Origin of the sequence: Corallococcus carmarthensis, from assembly GCF_003611695.1 — a bacterium.
Lineage (GTDB): Bacteria > Myxococcota > Myxococcia > Myxococcales > Myxococcaceae > Corallococcus > Corallococcus carmarthensis.
On sequence record NZ_RAWE01000187.1, the window covers coordinates 1 to 20,437 of the forward strand.

Here is a 20,437-nt window from a genome sequence, read left to right on the forward strand (position 1 = left end):
GAGTCGCTGGGGTCGGCGGGGGTGGTGGTGGCGCCCCGGCTCGCGGGGCCGGCGGTGCGGCTGGCCTGGTGCGAGGCGCGCATGCTGGACGGCGGCGAACGGGTCTGGGTGCCGGCGCAGGGCGTGTACTGCCCGCCGTCGGGGACGGTGGAGCTGGGGCCGGTGTCGGTGGCGTGGACGACGAATGGCTCCGGGGCGCATCCGGAGTCGGAGCCGGCGCTGCTGCACGCGCTGCTGGAGGCCACCGAGCGCGACCAGCTGTCGCGGGCGTTGTCAGAGGGCTGGTCGGAGGAGGGCGTGGAGAGGCGGATGTTGCGGCCGGAGTCCCTGGAGGACGGGGCGCCGCGCACGGCCGCGCTGCGGGACGCGCTGCGGGCCCGGGGGTTTCGCGTCTACCTCTTCGATGTGACGCCCACCCCCCGGACGCGAGGAAGGGTGGGGCTGCCGGTGGCGGCGGCGGTGCTGGTGGACGCGGACGAAGGACCGGTGCTCCTCACCGCGGGCTATGCGTGCGCGATGGACCGGGACGAGGCCTTGCAGAAGGCGCTGCTGGAGGCCGCGCAGTCGCGGCTGACGGACATCCACGGAGCCCGTGAGGACGTGGCGGCGGCGGACCGCGAGGCGTCGCGGGGCTTCGCGGAGGCCCTGACCGAAGTGAGACCCCGGCGGGCCGTGGGCGCGATGCCGGACGTGGCGGACCGGCGGGCGCGAACGGCTTCGGCGAGGGTGCGCACGGTGCTGTCCCTGTTGGACGGAGCGGGGTTCACGCGGGTGGCGGGCGTGGCGCTGGACGCGCCGGTGCCTGGGCTGCACGTGTGGAAGGTGGTGGTGCCGGGCATGCGCGTCTCGGAGCTCCTGTGAAGCGGCGTTCGGGTGCGGTGGGCGGTGCCGGTTCCACGGTTCAGGGCGTCTTGGAGGCCGCGAGCGGCCCGGGGCGTGATGGGGCTCGCGTGAAGCGGCGGTCGGACGACCTGGTGGTGTTCCTGGGGCCTTCGTTGCCCCAGGCGGAGGCGCGGCGGATCGCGCCGTGCACGGTGTTGCCTCCCGCGCGGCAGGGCGACGTGTGGCGGGCGCTGTCGCTCAAGCCCCGGGCGCTGGTGCTGGTGGACGGCGTCTTCGAGGCGCAGCCGTCCGTGTGGCATCACGAGCTGCTCGCGGCGATGGAGGCGGGCGTGGCCGTCTTCGGCGGGGGAAGCATGGGCGCGCTGCGCGCCGCCGAACTGTCCGGGCACGGCATGGTCGGCGTGGGCCGCATCTTCGGCTGGTATCGCGACGGCGTGGCGGTGGATGACTCGGAGGTGGCGCTGCTGCACGCGGACGCCGAACACGATTGGCGTCCCCTCACGGTGCCCCTGGTGAACGTGCGGCACGCGGCGGAGCAGGCACGCAAGGCGCGCGTGCTGGGCCGCTCCGGCGCCCAGGCCCTGGTGGACGCGGCGGCCGCCGTCTTCTACCAGGAGCGCACCTGGACCCGGATCCGCGAGGCCGTGGAGCCCGCGTGGACCCGGCCCGTGCGCGCCGCCTGGGACGCCTGGTTCGCGGGCGGAGTGGAAGACCTCAAGCGGCTGGACGCCATCGAGTGCGTGCGCACGGCGGCGGAGTTCGTGAGCCGCGCGGTGCCGCCCCAGCCGGGCGTGCGGCGCAATCCCTCGTCGCTGGTGCGGCGCCGGCGCTTGATGGAGGACGTGACGCGCGTGGGCTCAAGCGCCGTGGACTCCGGGCAGGTGATGGAGTTGCTGCGAGGCGCGCCCGACGCGGCGGCCTGGGCGGAGGCGGGCCTGCGGCGGGCGTTGCTCGCGGGTTGGGCGCGTTCGCTGGGCCTCACCGTGACGGAGGAAGAGATCGCCGCTGAGGAGTCCGCGTGGTGGGAGGAACGGAAGGTCCGGGCCTCTCGCCGTGAGGCCTTCCTCGCCGCGAACGGGCTGGACGGGCTGGAGCTGCGCCGGTTGTGTGAGGCCCGGGCCCTGGAGCGCCTGGCCTTGATGCACGCGTCCCGGCTCCTGCCGGACGGTCCTTCCTGGGACGAAGCCCTGGCCTCCGAAGCCCGCCTGGGAGGCCAGTGGGAGCAGGCCGCCCGGGCGTTGGCGGAAGCGGACGACGCGCCGCCCGAAGGCGAATGACGGCGTAGCGCAATCCCAGACAGGGCCCACCGGCAACGCCGGGCGGGGCCGAAACCTGTTTCATGAGCCGTGGCGACCTCCAGACGGCCTGGCGGGTTGGACGCCTGTTCAGGGTCAGCCATCCCCCTGCGTCACGAAAAAACGTGACAGCCCCGCAGGGCCGGATAGGGTCAACCCCGGAGGTTGTCCGCATTGAACACCGCTCCCTGGGTGGTTCCGCCAAGTGGGTCCGCGCCGTCATCGGCCGCGCACGCTCGCGGATTGCGGGGAATCCGACCTCTGCGGTGGGGTGTGGCAGGGAAGGCGCCCCCGCCGGTCCTGAAACCCTGGGTTGCCGTTCCCACCTCCCAGGTTGTGTCACGGCTTGAGCCAGGGTCATGACGACGCCGCTGCACCCGGACCAGCTTGAAGTCGGTCACCACGTCGGCGCGTGGCGAATCGTCGGGTCCCTGGGCGCGGGCGGCTTCGGCCGGGTGTTCAAGGTGGAGCGGGGCGGGAACGTCTACGCGTTGAAGCTCGCGCTGCGGCCGGCGAACCAGCACGCCCCCGATGAAGAGGACGTCGACGGACGGCTCGCGAGGGAGGTGGCGGCGCTGCTCGCGTGCGCGCCGCATCCCAACCTGCCGCGCGTGCACGCGGTGGATCGCTGGCCGGAGCCGCCGGACGGCTATCTCTTCCACGTCACCGACTTCGTGGACGGGGAGACGTTCCACGAGTGGCGCTGGCGGGTGAAGCCCTCCGCGGCGCACCTGCTGACCGTCTACACGGAGGTCGTGCGGGTGGTGGCGGATCTCCACCGCCGGGGCGTGCACCACCGCGACCTGAAGGCGGACAACCTGCTCATCCGACGCGCCGACGAGCGGCCCATCCTCATCGACCTGGGCACGGCGCGCATCCCGGGGGCCTCTACCCTGACGGTGGGCGTGGCGCCCGCGTCACCGCACCTGCTGCCGCCCGAGTGCGTGGCATTCCTGCGCGAGGGCTCCTGGAAGTCGGGAGCGAACTTCGACGCAGGCATTCCAGGTGACCTCTACGCGCTGGGCGCGCTGCTCTACGAGTCCCTGACGGACGGCTACGCCTTCGACCCGCGCCTTCCCTATGAGCGGCTGCTGCCCGCCATCGAGACGGTGGTCCCGCGCGCGCCGAAGGACATCAATCCCAAGGTGCCCGCCAGCCTGTCGGACATCGCGATGCGGCTGCTCTCCAAGCGCCCCGAGGATCGTTACTCGGGGACGGAGACGCTGCTGCAGGCGCTCTGGGACGCGGCCAAGGACAAGCGCCACGCGGACTGGAAGGTCTCGCTGGACGTCCCGGCGGATCCGGAAGCGTCCAGCCTGGACCGGGGCGTGGTGTCGCTGTCGCAGTTCCCCGGGAACACCCCGGAGCCGGCATCCCGTGCCACGGCGCCTTCGGGACCCTCCTCTCCCGTCGAAGCCGTGGCGCCGAAGCGGCGTCGTCGTTCCGGCGCGGTGCTCGGCCTGGGAGCACTGCTGCTGGGCTTCTTGATCTACGGGCTGGTCCGGCTGACTCCGGACCGTCCTCCACCTGCCGTAGCGCCTGTGTATGAGAAAGGAAGTTCGTCCGTGACCCCAACCCCGAGTCTTCCCGATGCCGCCGTGCTCGCGGTGGCGTCTTCACCGGATGCGGGCGTCTCCGCTGCGGTGGATCCGACTCCGCCCGTTGCACCCGAGGTCGCGAGCGCGCCCGCGAAACCCCTGCGTGGAGACGGTGGCGTCATGCGGAAGATCGCTGGAGCGGCCGTGGCGGCGTGCGTAGGCGTGGCCTGCGCGGGCGGCAATGCCAACACCCGCAAGGAGGATGGCGAACCGTGCCCGGTGGGGGCCAGGGAGGCCATGAAGGCGTTGGGCAATGCTGGCCGCGACCCGTTCAATGGTGTCTACCTAGAGGAAAGCGATTACGGAATGATGAAGGTGCGTGAAGGGCCCTTCCAAGCCCTCGTCCATCGCCATTCGTCGAACCACTACCAACTGCCGGTTGGAACGAAGGTGAAGGGCCGCTTCGTGTTCGAACCGGGAAACACACGGATCCTCTTCACGGAGGCCATCCTACCCGAGGGGCAGGTCGTCCCTATCTGCATGGAGTACTGGGACTCGGAAACCCGCCGATTCGGCGCTGAGCAGGTACCGGAGGGGAATTCCCGTTATACGGACACCGCGACCGTCCGGTGGGTTCCGGTCGAGTTGTACCAGGGTGTGTTGGCGGTCAGGCGTCTCAACGTCGTCCAACCCCCCAAGGATGACTAGAGACTTCGTCTCATCGACACCTACTCACGAGGATGGGTCATTGTCGCGCGGCGGGCATGCGTAACGCCCCGTGGTAGAAGGGAGTTCCTGCTGCCCCGGTTCGAGGAGCCCTCCCTACCGTGCCCTCCTGTCTGTTCGTTGCGCTTCCGGTTCTTCTCTGGTCGACCCATGTGCTGGCGGCTCCTCGCGTCGAGAAGGATGTGGGTGAGGGACCGCTTCGGCTGGAGGTAGAAGCGGAGAACACGGGGGCTCGTCCCATCCACATCGGGCCTGGGGTGAGTACGACGCTGCTCTTCGATACCGATATCCAGCAGGATCAGGTGAGCCTGGAGTCGCGAGCGCAGTTCGCGCGGGTGAGCACGGGCAGTTCGGTTCTCGTGCTCGTCCCGTCCAGTGAATTGCAGCAGGGGGAGACCTTGAAGCTGTCCATTCCCTTCAAGGATGCCGGCTCGGCGCTTCCCGCAAGGTTGTCATTGACCCTGGTGGTGGATTCCGGTTCCGTGGACCGGCACGTGGAAGTCTACCGGCGGGCGCGTTCTGCGGAGTCGTACCGCCAGGAAGTGCAGCAACTGCGGACGGAGTTGGAGCGCTTGCGGCAGGAGCGCGGTTCCCCAGCGGGGGGCGCGCGCGAACAGTCGGTTTTCCGAGGGCTCCTGCTGAGCACGACAGACTTTCCTGGCATCACGGTCCAGCGTGGGACGAAGGGTGTTTTCGAGTGCCTAGACCGGTGCTCATTGCTTATCGAAAAGGGGTCGACGTATTCGTCGGGAATTCGGCGGGCCGTGAAGTTGTCGCTGAGGGCGGCCGACAAGAAGCCATGGACCATTGGCAGGGCCGTGCTGGTGGACAGGCAAGGCAAGAAGTGGGAGGCGCTGCCGCCCGCTCAGTCCGGCCCCATTTCGGCGGAAGCTGCCGCGACTCTGGCCCTGGAGTTCGAAATGAACAACCTGGAGCTGGGTGCCTATCAATTGAACGTCTCGGATGTGGATGGCAAACGGACGATGCAGTGGAAGGGTTTCACGTTCCCCTGAGTCTCAATCCAGGAACCGGCGCTCCCAGCGGCGCTGCTCTTCGGTGTCTCGCCAGGGGCGGAAGTCACCCTGGAAGTACAGCCGGGGCTCCAGGACGCGGGCCAGTTCACGGTAGGCCGGTAGCACGGGGCTGCGCGTCGTATCTCCTGCGTCCGGTTCAGTGCCCAGGGTGATGACCGCGCGCCCCTCCGCCAGGGGCTGCACGGTCGTGCCAGGACTCTTGAGCTTTTCACGAAGGGCCTCCACGCCGCCCAGTTCCTCAAGCACCGGAGGACCCAGGAAGTTCATCCAATGGACGCCGCGGATCCGGTTGCCCAGGTGAAGAGATGCGGACTCATCGGGAACATCCATTCCAGGATGACGCAGGCGTTCGCGATGAACCAGGTCGTCGACACCCAGGAGACTGAGCTGGCCATTGAATGCGAGGCCCGCGTGCCCGGAGGTGTACGGCAGGTCCGCTGAGAGTTTCAACGCCAGCTCACGGACGACGGCTGGCCCTTGTGACTCCAAGAACTCCGTGGGGAGCCAGAAGGTGACGGTGCTCAACAACCGTGATGCGCCCGGGTCGTTGGGATTCTCCCTCCATTGGCCGTCATAGATGAACTTGTAATCACCCACTCCATTGTTGACGTGGTCCGCCAGATGGACATGGGCGAACTGGGAGGAGTTGAACTCCTGCTCCAAGAACTTCCGTCCTGCGCTGTCGAGTTCGTGGAAATCCCCTTCGTAGTCGCAGTACCAATCCAGGGATGCCGGGGCGATGGCGTGCCGAAACACGCGGAGCGTATGTTCAATACGCTGGGTGATGTCATGGTGCGAATGACCCAGGTAGAAGGCAATGCTGACGCCATCCCGGAGCAACATGCCTCCGTGCCCTGCACGAATCCTGATGTGTGGATGAGAATGCGTCACGGTGCTGCTCCCAGAATGGGGACGATGAGCCAGGGCCGAACTCCCAAGGCCTGCTCATACATCTGGCCTTGCGTCCTCCCCGAGTAGGGGTGGTTGCGGGATAACGCCTCCAGCTCGCGTCATTGCTGATGGGGCACGGAAACTTGCCGTCGAGCAAGCGCAGGTTGACGTCCCAGTCCGCCTTGTTCGCGCACTCCTTCACGGACGCACCGGCTTGCGCCGTGGCGCGAACCCCTGAAGACACCGCCATGTCCGCGCAGTACGCAGGGTTGTGCCGGCACGCGTTCGTGCCCGAATCCAGCGTCTGCTGATACTCCCGCCGCGTCTGTCCGCCGCCCGCGGACTGGCACCCGGAGAGCAGCAGCCAGCCCAGCAGGGCCGCCTTGTGATGCATCCGCATGGCCACCGAGCGTGCCAGAATCCGCTCATCCCCGTCCCCATGCCGGGTAGGGTGCGGCTCCACACGATGACCTCCGACCTCACGCCCGAATCCCTGCGCTGCGTCCGCGCCGATGCGCGCGAACCCGAGGGCTACCGGACCGCCCTCGGCGACACCCGCGCCTCCCTGCTCCACACGGACCCGCCCTATTGCCTGCTCACCCGGCGACGCAAGGGCGGGGACCTGCGGGACCCCCGCGCGAACAAGAAGATCGACCGCAACCCCATCGTCCGTTTCGAGTCCGTGCGCGACTACCGCGTCTTCTCCGAGGCCTGGCTGTCGCGCGCCACCGCGCACCTCACCCCCGACGCACCCCTCATCATCTGGACCAACCTGCTGGGCAAGGAGCCCATCCTCACCGCCGCGCGCGACCTGGGCTACACCCACCTGCGCGGCGAATACGTCTGGGGCAAGCGCACCACCGACAAGAACGCCAACGAGCAGATCCTGCGCGTCTACGAGGTCGCCCTCGTCATCGCCCGCACGCCCGCGCCGCCGCTCGCGCCCGGGGACGCCCCCACCGTGTGGGCCGTCGTCGGCGGCTACGACGATGACGCGGAGGCCGTGCAGTGGGGCGGCCACCCCCACCACAAGCCCTTCTCCGTGCTGGAGCCCCTGGTCCGCACCTGGAGCCGCCCCGGCGACACCGTGCTGGATCCGTTCGCCGGCAGCGGCTCCATGCCCTCCGCCGCCCTGCGCCTGGGCCGCCGCCCCGCCTGCATGGAGGTCGAACCCGAGTGGGCCGAACGCGTCACCCACCGCCTGCGCGACACCGCCCGTCAGATGGCCAGCGCCTGGTAGAAGCGCGTCTCGCTCCACGTGGGCACGTCCGTGGGACGGTGGCCCCACCAGTTCATCACCAGCGTGCGCCGCTCGCGCGAAGGCCCCGGCAGCTTCCCGTCCGGGACCTGGTTGTCCGCGTCCAGCACCCCGTGCGTCAGCGTCCCGTCGAACACCACCAGCCGGTTGGGCCGCGGCGCCACCAGCGTCAGGTCCTCCAGCCGGTCCGGCGCGAGCGACGGGTTGCCCTCCGACGGCAGCTCCCGCGTCACCGCCAGCGCGCCGCCCCGCACCCTGTTGAGGAACAACACCGACGAGCGCACCGGGTGCACCAGCTTCCCCGTCGCCAATGCCAGCCGCTCGTCCCGGTCCTGGTGGAAGTCCACCCGCACGTCCGTGGCCCGCATCCGCGACAGCCACCACTCCACGCCGGCGATCCTCCACCCCTTCGTCACCCGGGGCCGCAGCGTGTGGATGACCGCCTCCACCACGTTCTCCGGGGGCCCGAAGGCGTACCAGAACGTCGTCTGGTACGTGTGACGCAGACGCTCCCCCTTCAGGTCCCCCACGCGGCGCGACAGCCGGGCGAAGAGGGGCGGGGGCAGGGCGGGCTCGGTGAGCTGGACGAGGGATTCCACGATGGATCCGAAGCTTTCCCCCGAACGCGAGGTGGGCGCCACCCCCTTTCACCGGTAGGCTTCGCCCCCTCATGAAGCCCCATCAGAAGATGCTCCTCGGCATTTCCATTGGCGCGGTGGCCGGGCTCGTCTGCAACGCCGTGTTCGGGAGCGCGGACTGGCTCATCTGGATCGTCGAGCACGTCACCAACCCCCTGGGGCAGATCTTCATCCGCCTGCTCCTGATGCTCGTCGTACCGCTCCTGTTCTCCGCGCTCGTCGTCGGCGTGGCGGAGCTGGACCTGAAGCAGGTGGGACGGCTGGGCGCCCGCACGCTGGGCTACACCGTCGTCTTCTCCGTCATCTCCGTGCTCATCGGCCTGTTGCTCGTCAACACGCTGAGGCCCGGTGACGGCCTGAGCGACGAGGCCCGTGCCCTGGCCCGCACGGGCACGACCATCAAGGCCGCGCCGCCTCCCGGGGACACCTCCGCGGGCGCGCTCTTCATGTCCATGGTGCCCACCAACCCGATGAAGGCCGCGGCGGACGGGGACATGATTGGCCTCATCGTCTTCTCGCTCATCTTCGGCCTGGGCCTGGCGCTCACCCCGGGCGAGCCCGCGCAGCGGCTCAAGGACGTCGTCCAGGGGCTCTATGACGTGATGATGCGCCTCATCGACGGGGTGCTGCGGCTGGCACCCGTCGGAGTGGGCGCGCTCCTGTTCTCCATGACGGCGCGCCTGGGCTTCCACATCCTGGGACAGCTGGCGTCGTACGTGGGCGTAGTGCTGCTGGCATTGGGCATCCACATGTTCGTCATGTACTCGCTGTCCGTGCGCTTCCTGGGCGGGCGCAACCCGGTGGAGTTCTTCCGCTCCTGCCGGCTGGCCATCGTCACCGCCTTCTCCACGTCGTCGTCCAGCGCCACGCTGCCCACCGCGCTCAAGGTCGCGGAGGAGAACCTCCAACTGCCGCGCAACGTGTCGCGCTTCGTGCTCACCGCCGGCTCCGCGATGAACCAGAACGGCACCGCGCTCTTCGAAGGCGTCACCGTCCTCTTCCTCGCGCAGGTGTACGGCGTGCACCTGGGCCTGGGGCAGCAGGCGACCATCATGTTCATCTGCGTGCTGGCGGGCATCGGCACCGCGGGCGTACCGGCGGGCTCCATCCCCGTCATCGCCATGATCCTGGGCATGTTCCACATCCCCGTGGAGGGCCTGGGCCTCATCCTCGGCGTGGACCGCTTCCTGGACATGTGCCGCACCGTGCTCAATGTCACCGGAGACCTGGCCGCCGCGGTGTACGTGTCGCGCGGAGAACCCCCCGACCGGCCGGTCGGCGAGGAGGCGGCGGAGTCGCCCGCTGCCTGACGTGGCGTCACACCGGTTCCACCTTTGACCGAAGTCCCACCGCCGTTCCGAAGCCAAGGAGCTTCCGCCGCATGAAGATCGCCAACGGTCGCGTTGTCGCGCTCGAGTACCGCCTCCACCTGGGAGACGGGCAGGTCATCGACCAGAGCGCCCCGGGCCAGCCGCTCGCCTATCTGCACGGGCACAAGCAGATCGTCCCCGGCCTGGAGGGCGCGCTGGACGGCTTGGGGGTGGGGGAGAGCAAGCAGGTGGTGGTGGCCCCGGATCAGGGCTACGGCAACCACAACCCGGAGGGCGTGCGCACCGTCCCCCGCTCCATGCTGCCGCCGGGCTTCACGCCCCAGGTGGGCCAGACGCTGATGGCGCAGACGGAGGACGGCAACATCCCCCTGCGCATCGAGACGGTGAACCCGGACTCCGTCGTGGTGGACTTGAACCACCCGCTCGCCGGCAAGACGCTCCACTTCGACGTCACCGTGCGCGAAGTGCGTGACGCGACGCAGGAAGAGCTCACCCACGGCCACGTGCACGGGCCGGGTGGCGCGCACGAGTAGGGCCCTTCCGGAACGGGCAAGGAGCGTTTCGTTCCAGCGGGGGGCGTGCATTATCTTGCGCCCCCCATGGCTCCTCCCGTCCCGAACCCCAGCCAGCTCCGCGTCCCCGCGCCTGACCCCGGCGCCGTTCCTGAACGGCCCGGCGCCTCCGCGGCCATGGATCCGGAGCTGTACTGGCGGGAGCACGTCTACCAGGGCGGCGCGCGGCAGCTCACCGTGCGCGCCGTCATCGCCGGGATGCTCATTGGCGCGGTGATGTGCCTGTCCAACCTCTACGTCGTCCTCAAGACGGGTTGGAGCCTGGGCGTCACCATCACCGCGTGCATCCTGGCCTTCGCGGTGTTCGGCACGCTGCGCTCGCTGAATCTCTTGCGCAGTGAGTTCACCGACCTGGAGAACAACGCCATGGGCTCCGTGGCGTCCGCCGCGGGCTACATGACGGGCGGCGGCAACATGGCCGCGGTGCCCGCGCTGCTGATGCTCACCGGCACGCTGCCGTCCTCGGGCTGGCTGATGCTGTGGTTCGCCGTCATCTCCGCGCTGGGCGTCTTCGCCGCCATCCCCATCAAGCGCCAGCTCATCAACATCGAAGCGCTGCCGTTCCCCACCGGCACCGCGACCGCGGAGACCATCCGCGCGCTGCACGGCCACGACGATACCGCCCGCAACAAGGCGCGGCTGCTGGGCCTCGCGGGGCTGGTGGGCGCGCTGCTGGTGCTGGTGCGCGACGCGCGCTTCACGTGGCTGAAGAACCTGCCGGAGAAGGTGAGCCTCCCGTTCACCATCCTGGGCCGCGAGGCCGGCAAGTGGTCCCTGTCCTTCGACTTCAGCCTGCTGCTCATCGGCGCGGGCGCGCTGGTGAACTTCCGCACGGGCTGGTCCATGCTCCTGGGCGCCATCCTCAACTACGGCTTCCTGGCGCCGGCCATGTTCTCCCGGGGCGTCATCCCGGAGGTGACGTACAAGGCCATCAACAGCTGGTCACTGTGGACGGGCTCCGCGGTGCTGGTGTCCTCCGGCCTGCTGTCCTTCGCCTTCCAGTGGAGGAGCGTGGTGCGCTCCTTCTCCGCGCTGGGCTCGCTGGTGGGCCGGAAGCCCAGGGAAGGTGAGCGCGAGGATCCGCTGGCGGACATCGAGTGCCCCCCGGCGTGGTTCCCGCTGGGCTTCGGGCTCCTCGGCCCGGTGGCCGTCTTCCTCATGGTCTGGCTGTTCCAGATTCCCTGGTGGGCCGGCGTGCTCGCGCTGCCCCTGGCGGTGGTGATGGGCGTCGTCGCGTCGCGCGTGACGGGGGAGACGGACACCACGCCCACCAAGGCGCTGGGCCCCGTCACCCAGCTCATCTTCGGGGCCCTGGCACCGGGCAACATCACCGCCAACGTGATGAGCGCCAACGCCACGGGCGGCGTGGGGCTGCACTCGGCGGACCTGCTCACGGACCTCAAGTCCGGGTGGCTTCTGGGCGCGTCGCCGCGTCAGCAGTTCTTCGCGCAGCTGTTCGGAGTGGCCGCGGGCGCCGTGGTGGTGGTGCCCATCTTCAACCTGCTGGTCCCGACCGCGGACGTGCTGGGCTCGGAGCAGTTCCCCGCGCCCGCGGCCATGGTGTGGGCGGGCGTGTCGAAGATGCTCGCCTCCGGTGTGTCCGCGCTGCACCCCACCGCGCGCGTGGGCGCCCTGGGCGGCACGCTGCTGGGCATCACGCTGGTGCTGCTGGAGCGCTGGGCCCCGCCGAAGGTGAAGGCCTTCATCCCCACCGCGTCCGGCCTGGGGCTGGCCATCGTCATCCCCGGCTCCAGCTCCATCAGCCTCTTCGTGGGCGCGGCGCTGGCGGCGCTCATCAAGCGCACGAAGCCCAAGCTCGCGGAGGCCACGGTGCTGCCCGTCAGCTCCGGCTTCATCGCGGGCGAAAGCCTTCTGGGCATCGCCATCGCGATGGTGAAGGCCTTCGGCTACATGCCGAAGTAGGGGAGGGCTGCTGCTCAGTCCACCTTGCTGGTGGCCCAGGACACGCCCGCGACGAAGCGGAAGGTGGGCGTGTCGAACCCCGCGCCCACGCCCGGCCCGCCCATCACATACAGGTCCAGGGTGGACAGGGCGTGGCGGCGGATGGCGATGAGCAGCTCCGCCCCCACGCGGCCCCCGTTCAGCGGCACGCCCGCGAGCACGCTCACCTCGCCGCGCGTCAGCTCGCCGTGGAGCGACGTCACCGTGGCGCCCAATCGCAGCTCATTGCCCACGATGTCGCGCGGGTCATAGGACACGGGCGCCAGGTCCTTGCGCTTGCGCAGGAACACGCCTGCCTCGCCGCCCAGCTGGAAGCCCTCGCCCACGTAGCCCAATTGCAGACGCGGCTGCCACGCGTAGTCCTCGTGTGCCAGGGCGGCGCGGCTGCCCACGGGCAGCCCCGCCGTCAGCGCCACCGCCACGTTGATGGGGGCGCCCTTCGTCTGGCGAAGCAGCGCCGCCCGGACATTCAGCCACGGCGTGGCGATGCCCCCGGACTTCGGCCCGAAGTACTCCAGCGTGGGCTTCCCCCCCTGCGTGAGGACGAAGGGCAGCTCCGCCCCCACCTCCAGCCACGACAGCACGCCGAAGCCCAGCGTCAGGTGGGCGGTCATCTTGTTCTCGACCAGACCCGTGCCCTCCCCAGGCTCCCAGCGTGTCTGGAAATGCAGGGGCAGCTGCTCGTAGTGGTAGTTCAACGCCACCCGCAGCTGCCCCGCCTCCAGCGTCCGCCCCGTCCCCACCACCAGCGAGCCGAGCGCCGCCGGGTCCAGGCGCAACCGTTGCAGGTCAAACATGGGCAGCGGGCTCTTGGGGCCGCTTTCCAGGGCGTGGGCGGAGAAGGGGAGGAACAGCAGGGCGGCGGTGAGGACCGAGGCCGGACGGAACACGTGACGACTCCCAGGCGGAGGGACGCGGACTCTAGCCAGAGTCCCCCGTCCCGAAAATCATGCACGGGAGCGCTACCGATTGATGGTTGCCCTACGCAAATACCGCCGCGTCAGGCCGTGCCGGCCGCCAGGTCCTGCAATTCCTGCCATCGCGTATAGAGCCGGTCCACTTCGGCGGTGGCGGTCTCCAGGGCCTGGTTGACCTCCGCGACCTTGGAGCCCTGGCTGTAGACGGTGGGGTCGGCCAGCTTCGCCTCCAGCTCCGCCTTGCGCTTCTCCGCGGCCTCGATGGTGGCCTCCATGCCGTCCAGCTCGCGCTGGTCCTTGTAGGAGAGCTTCCCGGGCTTCTTCTGCGCGGGCTTCGCGCCGGACTCCTCGCGGGGCTCGTCCTTCTTCGGCTCGTCCTTCTTCAGCGCGGCGGCCTTGAGCGCTGCGGCCTGCGACTGCTCGCGCAGCCGCTTGTACATGTCGTAGTTGCCCTCGTAGCGGGTGACCTTGCCCTCTCCGTCGAAGGAGAGGATGGCGGTGGCCACCTTGTCGAGGAAGTACCGGTCGTGCGTCACCAGCAGCGTGCTGCCGGCGAAGTCCAGGAGCAGCCGCTCCAGGATGTTGAGGGTGACGATGTCCAGGTCGTTGGTGGGCTCGTCCAGCACCAGCACGTTGGCGCCCTCCAGGAACAGCCGCGCCAAGAGCAGCCGGTTGCGCTCGCCGCCGGACAGCGCGCCCACCTTCATGCGCTGCATGGGCACCGGGAAGAGCAGGTCCTCCAGGTAGTCGCGCAGGGCCACCTTCCGGTCCGCCAGCTCCACGTGGTCCTCGCCGTTGGAGGCCGCGTCGTACACCGTCTGCTCCGGATCCAGCTGGGCGCGCTGCTGATCGTAGTAGGCGACCTTGGTGTTCTTCCCGATGACGAGCTTGCCGCTGTCCGCGGGGATTTCGCCCAGCATCACGCGCAGGAAGGTCGTCTTGCCCACGCCGTTGGGCCCCAGGAAGCCCACGCGCTCGCCGCGCTGGAGGCGGAAGTCCACGCCGTCCAGCACCTTGCGGTCGCCGAAGGACTTCTTCAGCCCTTCCGCCTCGATGACGGTGTGGCCCAGCCGGGGCGCCGCCACCACGCGCAGGTCCGCCACCTTGGGGCGCTGGAAGCCCTTCTCCGCCAGCAGCTTCTGCGCCCGTTCGATGCGGGCCTTGCTCTTGGTGCGCCGCGCCTCCGGGCCCTTGCGCAGCCACGCCACCTCCTGGGCAATCCAGCGTCCGCGCTTGTGCTCCGCCGTCTCCGCGTTCTCCTGGGCGACCAGCTTCTGCTCCACGTAGGCCGCGTAGTTGCCGGGGTAGGAGATGAGGCCGCCGCCGGGCTGGATTTCGACGATGCGGTCCACCAGGTCGTCCAGGAAGTAGCGGTCGTGCGTCACGAGCAGGAGCGCCCCGGGCAGCTTGTCCAGCTCGTCCTCCAGCCAGTCCACGGTGTCCGCGTCCAGGTGGTTGGTGGGCTCGTCCAGGAGCAGCAGGTCCGGGCGCGTGAGCAGGGCGCGGGCAATGGCCACGCGCTTGCGCAGGCCGCCGGACAGCTGCGCCACCGGCCGGTCCCAGTCCTTCACGCCCAGCCGGTCCAACAGCGTCTTCGCGTGGTGCTCCGTGTCCCAGCCGCCCGCCTGTTCAATGCGGTCGCTCAGCGCGGACAGCTGCTCCAGCATCTTCTGCGTGGCGTGCGCGGGGTCCGCCTCCAGCTTCCGCGACAGCTCCGTGTGCGCGTCCAGCGCTGCCTTCAGCGGCGCCTGCGACACGGCCAGCTCGCTCTGCACGGTGGCGCCTTCGGGGAACTCCGGCTCCTGGGGCAGGTAGGTGACGCGCGCGCCCCGGCGCAGCTGCAATTCGCCCAGGTCCGGCCTGGCCGCGCCGGCCAATATCTTCATCAGCGACGACTTGCCGGAGCCGTTGACGCCGACGAGCCCCACGCGCTCGCCCTCCTCGATGGTGAAGGTGAGGCCCTCGAAGACGGTGCGGCTGCCGAAGGCGAGCTGGACATTGGCGGCGCGGAGCAGCGTCACGGGAAGAAACCTCCTCGAAGGGGCACGGCGGAAAACGCGGTGGGGGACTTCAGAAAGCGAAAGGGCGCCCCCCATCGAAGCGGGGAGCGCCCTTCCTACAGCCAGTGCGGCGTCGGCACCCGGACTACTTGCGGGCAGCCTGCTCCGCGGCCTGCTTCTCCTTGTACTGCGCCATCAGGGCCTCCGCCTCGTTGCGCGGGACCGGCGAGTACCGGGCGAACTCCATCGTGAACTCGCCCTTGCCCTGGGTCGCGGAGCGCAGGTCGGTGGAGTAGCCGAACATCGTGTTCAGCGGCACTTCCGCCACGGCCGTGACGTAGCCTTCCGCCGTGCCCGTCTCCATGATGGTGCCGCGGCGCTGGTTCAGCTGGCCGACGACGGAACCCTGGAAGTCTTCCGGAGCCGTGACTTCGACCTTCATGATCGGCTCGAGGATGATCGGCTTGGCGGCGGCGTAGCCCTCACGGAAGCCCATGATGGCGGCCGTCTTGAACGCCATTTCGGACGAGTCCACCGCGTGGAACGCGCCGTCGTTGATGACCACGCGCAGGCCCACCACGGGGAAGCCGATGAGGCTGCCCTTCTTCACGGCCTCGGCGAAGCCCTTGTCGCACGCGGGGATGAACTCGCGCGGGATGGAGCCACCGACGATGTCGTCCACGAACTCGTACTGCTGCACGGCGTCCGAGGGCAGGGGCTCCACGTAGCCGCACACGCGCGCGAACTGGCCGGAACCACCGGTCTGCTTCTTGTGCGTGTAGGCGAACTCGCCCTTCTGGGAGATGGTCTCGCGGTACGCCACCTGGGGCTTGCCGGCGACCACTTCGCAGTCGTACTCGCGCTTCATGCGCTCGATGTAGATCTCCAGGTGCAGCTCGCCCATGCCGCTGATGATGGTCTGCGCGGACTCTTCGTCACGGTGCACGCGGAAGGTGGGGTCTTCCTTGTGGAAGCGGTTGAGCGCCTTGGAGAAGTTGGTCAGCTTGTCGCGGTTCTTCGGCGTCACCGCCAGCGAGATGACCGCGTCCGGCACGAACATGGACGTCATCGTGTAGTTCACGCTGCCGTCGGTGAACGTGTCGCCGGAGGCGCACTCGATGCCGAACAGCGCGACGATGTCGCCCGCGGTGGCCTCGTTCACGTCGTGCATTTCCGACGCGTGCATGCGGACGATGCGGGGAACCTTGACCTTCTTCTGGTTCACCTGGTTGAAGATGAAGTCACCCTTGCTCACCTTGCCCTGGTAGATGCGCATGTAGGTGAGCTGGCCGTAGCGGCCGTCTTCCAGCTTGAACGCCAGGCCGACGAAGGGCTTGGACGCGTCCGACTCCAGGATGACCTTGGCCTCGTTGTTCTTCTGGTCGAGGGCCTCGTTGGTCGCTTCCTTGGGGTTGGGCAGGTAGCTGCACACCGCGTTCAGGAGCAGCTGCACGCCCTTGTTCTTGTACGCGGAGCCGCACATCACCGGCGTCATCTTCAGCGCGATGGTGGCGCGGCGCACGGCGGCGCGGAGCTGCTCCTCGTTGATGGCGCCCGGGTCCATGAGGAACGCCTCGCCCAGCTCGTCGTCGACGTTGGCGATGCCCTCGATCATCTCGTCGCGGCGCAGCTTCGCCTCGTCGAGCATGTCCGCGGGGATGGCCTCCTCGCGCACGTTCTCGCCGTTCTCACCGTCGAAGTAGAACGCCTTCATGGAGAGCAGGTCGATGAGGCCCTGGAAGCGGTCCTCCGCGCCGATGGGGTACTGGAGCTTCACCGCGTGGTGGCCCAGCTTCTCCTTCAGCTGCGCGGCGACGCGGTCGTAGTTCGCGCCCGAGCGGTCCATCTTGTTGATGAACGCGATGCGCGGAACCTTGTAGCGCTTCATCTGGCGGTCCACCGTGATGGACTGCGACTGCACGCCCGACACGGAGCAGAGCACCAGGATGGCACCGTCGAGAACGCGGAGCGCGCGCTCCACCTCGATGGTGAAGTCCACGTGTCCCGGGGTGTCGATCAGGTTGATGTTGAAGTCGCCCCACATCGCGTACGTGGCGGCGGACTGGATGGTGATGCCCTTCTCACGCTCCAGGTCCATCGAGTCCATGATCGCGCCCACGCCGTCCTTGCCGCGGACCTCGTGGATCTCGTGGATCTTGCCCGTATAGAACAGGATGCGCTCGGAGAGCGTCGTCTTGCCCGAGTCGATGTGGGCAGAGATACCGATGTTACGAATCTTCTCGATGGGTACGTTGGAGGCCACGATCCGGTCCTTCTTCGTTTGAAAAAATTGCCTGAGGGAACAGAGCAGGCGGGGCCCTTACTTCCCACAGGACCCAGTTACCAGACAAATCCGCATGACGTGGGGCGTACATCCGCCTACGTTCCACCGCCCTGTTCGAACTGAGGTCTCATAACAATGAGCGCGAGCGAAAACTTCTCCCTGGCCCGTGCATGGCTCCAGGCCTTCAACGCCCACGACGTCACGGCCCTGGTGGCGCTGTACGCGGAGGATGCAACACACACCTCGCCCAAGATTCGCGTCCTGCACCCGGAGACGGGCGGGCGCCTGGTGGGACGGCCGGCCCTGGAGCGGTGGTGGAGGGACGCCATCGCCCGGCTGCCGGGTCTGCGGTACGAGGAGACGGCCCTCACGGCGGACGGGGACCGGGTGTTCATGGAGTACCTGCGCCACGCGCCCAACGAGGCCCCCCTGCCGGTGGCGGAGGTGCTGGAAGTGAAGGGCGGGCGCATCGTCGCGTCGCGCGTCTACCACGGCTAAGGTGCCCCCCATGGCGAACCCTCCCAACAGCTTCGACCGGGACTTCGGATACCTGCTGCCCTTCATGGACAAGGTGGCGGCGGCCGCCTCGGACCTGCCGGACGCGTCCGCTCGCGAGGAACTGGTGCGGCTGATGGCGGAGGAGAAGGCCCGCTGGGAGCGCATCCGCGAGCTGCTCCAGGGCGCCTCGGGCCGAGGTGGCGCTTCCGCGGGGCCTGCCCCCAAGGCTTCGGCCCCCAAGGCCACGGTGCAGCCTTCTTCCGCGCCCCCGCTGGCCCGGGTGTCCGCGGATGGGGTGAACCGGGTGGCCCGGCGCGAGGCGGGCTTCACGGTGGGCAGCCTCAAGGACTCGCGCTAGCAGGCGTGGATCAGGCGCTGCTCACGCGGACCTGATCCAACGCGTCGTAGGTGGCGGCCTTGTAGGCCTCCGACAGCGTCGGGTAGTTGAAGCAGGTCTCCACGAAGAGCTGCGCGGTGGCGCCAGTGAGCAGCGCGGTGAGCCCCACGTGCACCAGCTCCGAGGCCTGTTCGCCCAGCACGTGCACGCCCAGAAGCTTCATGTCGTCGCGGTGGAAGAGCAGCTTCAGCATGCCCTGCCGATCCCCGATGATCTGCCCGCGCGGGTTGGTGTCGAAGGTGGCGCGGCCGACGACGTAGGGCACGCTGCGCGTGCGCAGGGACTCCTCCGTGTCACCGGCCATGGACACCTCCGGGATGGTGTAGATGCCGTAGGGCAGGATGGGCGTGAGCGTGCGCTTCCCCGGGCCGAAGGCGTGCTCCACCGCGATGCGGGCCTGCTCCATGGACGTGGAGGCCAGCGCGGGGAAGCCGATGACGTCCCCCACCGCGTAGATGTGCGGCACGGCCGTCTGGTACGCGAGCCCCACTTCCACCTGGCCGCGCTTGCCCTGCTTCACGCCCAGCGCCTCGATGCCCAGGCCCGCGGTGTTCGACGTGCGGCCGGAGGCGACCAGCACCTGATCCGCCTCCAGCACCTCGCCGGTGGACAGCTTCAGGCGGATGGGCTCCTCGTGGGACTCCGGGACGTGCGCGGACTCCACCGTCTGGCCCAGGCGCAGCCGCACGCCCAGCGTCTCCATGCAGTCGCGCAGCAGTTGGCCGATCTCCGCGTCCAGGAAGGATAGGAGCTCGTTCTTCACCTCCACCAGCGTCACCGGGATGCCCAGCGCGGCGAACATGCACGCGTACTCGCAGCCGATGACGCCGCCGCCCACCACCACCAGCGTGCGGGGCAGGGTGGTGATGTCCAGGATCTCATCCGAGTCGTGCACGCGCGGGTCGCCGAAGGGGTACAGCGGCGGGCGGTACGGCGCGGAGCCGGTGGCGATGAGGACGGTGCCGGCGGTGAGCTTCGCGACCTCCGCGCCGTCGCGCTTCACGGCGACGGTGTGCGCGTCCAGGAAGGAGCCGGAGCCCTGGAACACCGTCACGCCGTGGCGCTGGAGGTTCTTGTGGATGCGCTCGCGCTCCATCTGCTTCACGCGGCGCTCGCGGAAGAGGAAGTCGGAGACGGTGGCCTCGTGGCGCAGCGTCGCGTCCACGCTGTAGAGGCCGCGCGCCTTGAAGCCGGACAGGTGCAGCGCCGTCTCACGCAAAGTCTTGGAGGGAAGGGTGCCGGTGTTGGCCGCGGTGCCGCCGAGCACGGGCTCCCGCTCCACCACCGCCACCCGCTTCCCCGCGAGCGAAGCCTGAACCGCGCCCCATTCACCCGCGGGGCCAGAGCCGATGACCACCAGGTCGAAGTCCGCCATGGGCCGCACCCTAACCCCACCCCGGGGGGCCAGGGCACCGGGAAGTCACTCCCCGCCCGCCGTTCCCCGCGCCGTCGCCCCGGTGGGACGCTCAGGCGTCCTCGGACTCGCTGACGGGGCCCTCGGGCGCACGGCCGGTGTAGCGCAGCTTCTCGCGGACCTCCTCGTCGGTGAGGAGCCGGAAGCCGCTTTCGGGCAGGCCTTCCACGGTGATGTCGCCCACCGCCTCCCGGTGGAGCGCGCGGGCGGGCAGCCCCACGGCACCCAGCATGCGCTTCACCTGGTGGTGGCGGCCTTCGGTGAGCGTCACCTCCACCGTGTGCTCGTCACGCACGCGCACGACGGCGGGGCGGGCGGGGCCGTCATCCAGCAGCATCCCCTGGCGCAGCGGCTCCACGCGCGCGTCGTCCGCGATGCTGAACACCGTGGCCACGTAGCGCTTGGGGAGGTTCGTCTCCGGGGACGTGCAGTGGGCCACCAGCTTGTCGTCGTTGGTGAAGAGCAAGAGGCCCGTGGTGTCCACGTCCAGCCGGCCCACGGCGTGCCAGGTGTAGCGGTTCAGCTCCAGGGGCAGCTGGGGCAGGAGCACCTCGAACACCGTGCCCGTGCGGTGCTGGCGCGCGGTGGAGGTCAGCACGCCCGCGGGCTTGTGGAAGGCCAGCACGTGCGTGGGCACCACCTTGCGCACCGGCAGCCCGTCCACCTTGATGACGGCGTCGGGCGGCACCGGTGTGAGGGGCGTGGTCGCCACGCGGCCGTTGACGCTCACGCGGCCCGCCTTGATGGCGGCTTCCGCTTCGTCCTGGGGCATGGCACCCGCACGGGCGAGCGCGCGGGAAAGCCAGTCCGGCTTCTCCTTGCCCTCCCAGCGGTTGGGG

The 20,437-nt window shown here is 69.3% G+C and carries 17 protein-coding genes; 10 read left to right on the plus strand and 7 right to left on the minus strand.

The genetic code is table 11. From position 1 onward, the window contains the following. The 4 genes from D7X32_RS33600 to D7X32_RS33615 form a co-directional block, all read left to right on the plus strand. A partial coding sequence (locus D7X32_RS33600; RefSeq protein WP_120606661.1) for a YcaO-like family protein occupies positions 1 to 861 on the plus strand: 861 nt, incomplete at its 5' end. 89 nt (positions 862 to 950) lie between these two features. Beyond that, positions 951 to 2,120 (plus strand): TfuA-like protein, encoded by a 1,170-nt coding sequence (locus D7X32_RS33605; RefSeq protein ID WP_120606662.1) that lies wholly within the window; start codon positions 951 to 953, stop codon positions 2,118 to 2,120. Positions 2,121 to 2,497: 377 nt separating this feature from the next. Further along, the gene (locus D7X32_RS33610; protein WP_120606663.1) at positions 2,498 to 4,384 is read left to right on the plus strand and encodes a serine/threonine protein kinase; all 1,887 of its coding nucleotides are present in this window, start codon (positions 2,498 to 2,500) and stop codon (positions 4,382 to 4,384) included. Between the two features lie 119 nt (positions 4,385 to 4,503). Further along, positions 4,504 to 5,415, plus strand: a complete 912-nt coding sequence (locus tag D7X32_RS33615) for a DUF2381 family protein (protein ID WP_120606664.1) — start codon at positions 4,504 to 4,506, stop codon at positions 5,413 to 5,415. Between the two features lie 3 nt (positions 5,416 to 5,418). Here D7X32_RS33615 and D7X32_RS33620 read toward each other — a convergent pair whose 3' ends face one another. Then, entirely contained in the window at positions 5,419 to 6,327 is a 909-nt protein-coding gene (locus tag D7X32_RS33620) for a DUF3396 domain-containing protein (RefSeq protein WP_147450370.1), read from the minus strand. 466 nt (positions 6,328 to 6,793) lie between these two features. Between D7X32_RS33620 and D7X32_RS33625 the strand changes: the two genes are divergently transcribed. Next, a complete protein-coding gene (locus tag D7X32_RS33625; RefSeq protein ID WP_120606666.1) occupies positions 6,794 to 7,567 on the plus strand; it encodes a DNA-methyltransferase in 774 nt (257 codons plus the stop codon). On the opposite strand, the gene D7X32_RS33630 is transcribed toward D7X32_RS33625, so the two are convergent. Continuing rightward, complete coding sequence (locus tag D7X32_RS33630; protein ID WP_120606675.1) at positions 7,546 to 8,184, minus strand: 2OG-Fe(II) oxygenase; 639 nt, start codon at positions 8,182 to 8,184, stop codon at positions 7,546 to 7,548. The two genes, D7X32_RS33625 and D7X32_RS33630, sit on opposite strands and share 22 nt — an antisense overlap. A 71-nt stretch (positions 8,185 to 8,255) precedes the next feature. Here D7X32_RS33630 and D7X32_RS33635 point away from each other — a divergent pair, with 71 nt between their 5' ends. From D7X32_RS33635 to D7X32_RS33645, 3 genes are all read left to right on the plus strand, one after another. Then, positions 8,256 to 9,533 (plus strand): dicarboxylate/amino acid:cation symporter, encoded by a 1,278-nt coding sequence (locus tag D7X32_RS33635; RefSeq protein ID WP_120606667.1) that lies wholly within the window; start codon positions 8,256 to 8,258, stop codon positions 9,531 to 9,533. A gap of 71 nt (positions 9,534 to 9,604) precedes the next feature. Continuing rightward, positions 9,605 to 10,087: an FKBP-type peptidyl-prolyl cis-trans isomerase gene (locus tag D7X32_RS33640; RefSeq protein WP_120606668.1), complete on the plus strand. Its 483-nt coding sequence runs from the start codon at positions 9,605 to 9,607 to the stop codon at positions 10,085 to 10,087. 66 nt (positions 10,088 to 10,153) lie between these two features. Next, entirely contained in the window at positions 10,154 to 12,049 is a 1,896-nt protein-coding gene (locus D7X32_RS33645) for an OPT family oligopeptide transporter (RefSeq protein ID WP_120606669.1), read from the plus strand. 14 nt (positions 12,050 to 12,063) lie between these two features. Here D7X32_RS33645 and D7X32_RS33650 read toward each other — a convergent pair whose 3' ends face one another. The 3 genes from D7X32_RS33650 to fusA all read right to left on the minus strand — a co-directional run bounded on the left by D7X32_RS33650 (position 12,064) and on the right by fusA (position 17,268). Next, a complete protein-coding gene (locus D7X32_RS33650; RefSeq protein WP_120606670.1) occupies positions 12,064 to 12,978 on the minus strand; it encodes a flagellar motor protein MotB in 915 nt (304 codons plus the stop codon). A 110-nt stretch (positions 12,979 to 13,088) separates the two neighbouring features. After that, positions 13,089 to 15,026: an ABC-F family ATP-binding cassette domain-containing protein gene (locus D7X32_RS33655; protein ID WP_120606671.1), complete on the minus strand. Its 1,938-nt coding sequence runs from the start codon at positions 15,024 to 15,026 to the stop codon at positions 13,089 to 13,091. Between the two features lie 124 nt (positions 15,027 to 15,150). Beyond that, complete coding sequence (gene fusA / locus D7X32_RS33660; RefSeq protein WP_120606672.1) at positions 15,151 to 17,268, minus strand: elongation factor G; 2,118 nt, start codon at positions 17,266 to 17,268, stop codon at positions 15,151 to 15,153. Between the two features lie 156 nt (positions 17,269 to 17,424). Between fusA and D7X32_RS33665 the strand changes: the two genes are divergently transcribed. Beyond that, complete coding sequence (locus D7X32_RS33665) at positions 17,425 to 17,787, plus strand: nuclear transport factor 2 family protein (RefSeq protein WP_014398450.1); 363 nt, start codon at positions 17,425 to 17,427, stop codon at positions 17,785 to 17,787. A 10-nt stretch (positions 17,788 to 17,797) separates the two neighbouring features. Then, positions 17,798 to 18,145, plus strand: coding sequence for an encapsulin nanocompartment cargo ferric reductase EncD (gene encD, locus D7X32_RS33670; protein WP_120606673.1), 348 nt, complete (start codon positions 17,798 to 17,800; stop codon positions 18,143 to 18,145). A 10-nt stretch (positions 18,146 to 18,155) separates the two neighbouring features. Here encD and sthA read toward each other — a convergent pair whose 3' ends face one another. Then, the gene (gene sthA / locus D7X32_RS33675) at positions 18,156 to 19,559 is read right to left on the minus strand and encodes a Si-specific NAD(P)(+) transhydrogenase (protein ID WP_120606674.1); all 1,404 of its coding nucleotides are present in this window, start codon (positions 19,557 to 19,559) and stop codon (positions 18,156 to 18,158) included. 91 nt (positions 19,560 to 19,650) lie between these two features. After that, a partial coding sequence (locus tag D7X32_RS33680; protein ID WP_147450371.1) for a pseudouridine synthase occupies positions 19,651 to 20,437 on the minus strand: 787 nt, incomplete at its 5' end.

Coding starts and splice junctions, on each gene's coding strand:
- sthA (WP_120606674.1), bottom strand. CDS start 19,559: ATGGCGGACTTCGACCTGGTGGTCATCGGCTCTGGCCCCGCGGGTGAA.
- D7X32_RS33635 (WP_120606667.1), top strand. CDS start 8,256: ATGAAGCCCCATCAGAAGATGCTCCTCGGCATTTCCATTGGCGCGGTG.
- D7X32_RS33640 (WP_120606668.1), top strand. CDS start 9,605: ATGAAGATCGCCAACGGTCGCGTTGTCGCGCTCGAGTACCGCCTCCAC.
- D7X32_RS33645 (WP_120606669.1), top strand. CDS start 10,154: ATGGCTCCTCCCGTCCCGAACCCCAGCCAGCTCCGCGTCCCCGCGCCT.
- D7X32_RS33610 (WP_120606663.1), top strand. CDS start 2,498: ATGACGACGCCGCTGCACCCGGACCAGCTTGAAGTCGGTCACCACGTC.
- D7X32_RS33625 (WP_120606666.1), top strand. CDS start 6,794: ATGACCTCCGACCTCACGCCCGAATCCCTGCGCTGCGTCCGCGCCGAT.
- D7X32_RS33665 (WP_014398450.1), top strand. CDS start 17,425: ATGAGCGCGAGCGAAAACTTCTCCCTGGCCCGTGCATGGCTCCAGGCC.
- encD (WP_120606673.1), top strand. CDS start 17,798: ATGGCGAACCCTCCCAACAGCTTCGACCGGGACTTCGGATACCTGCTG.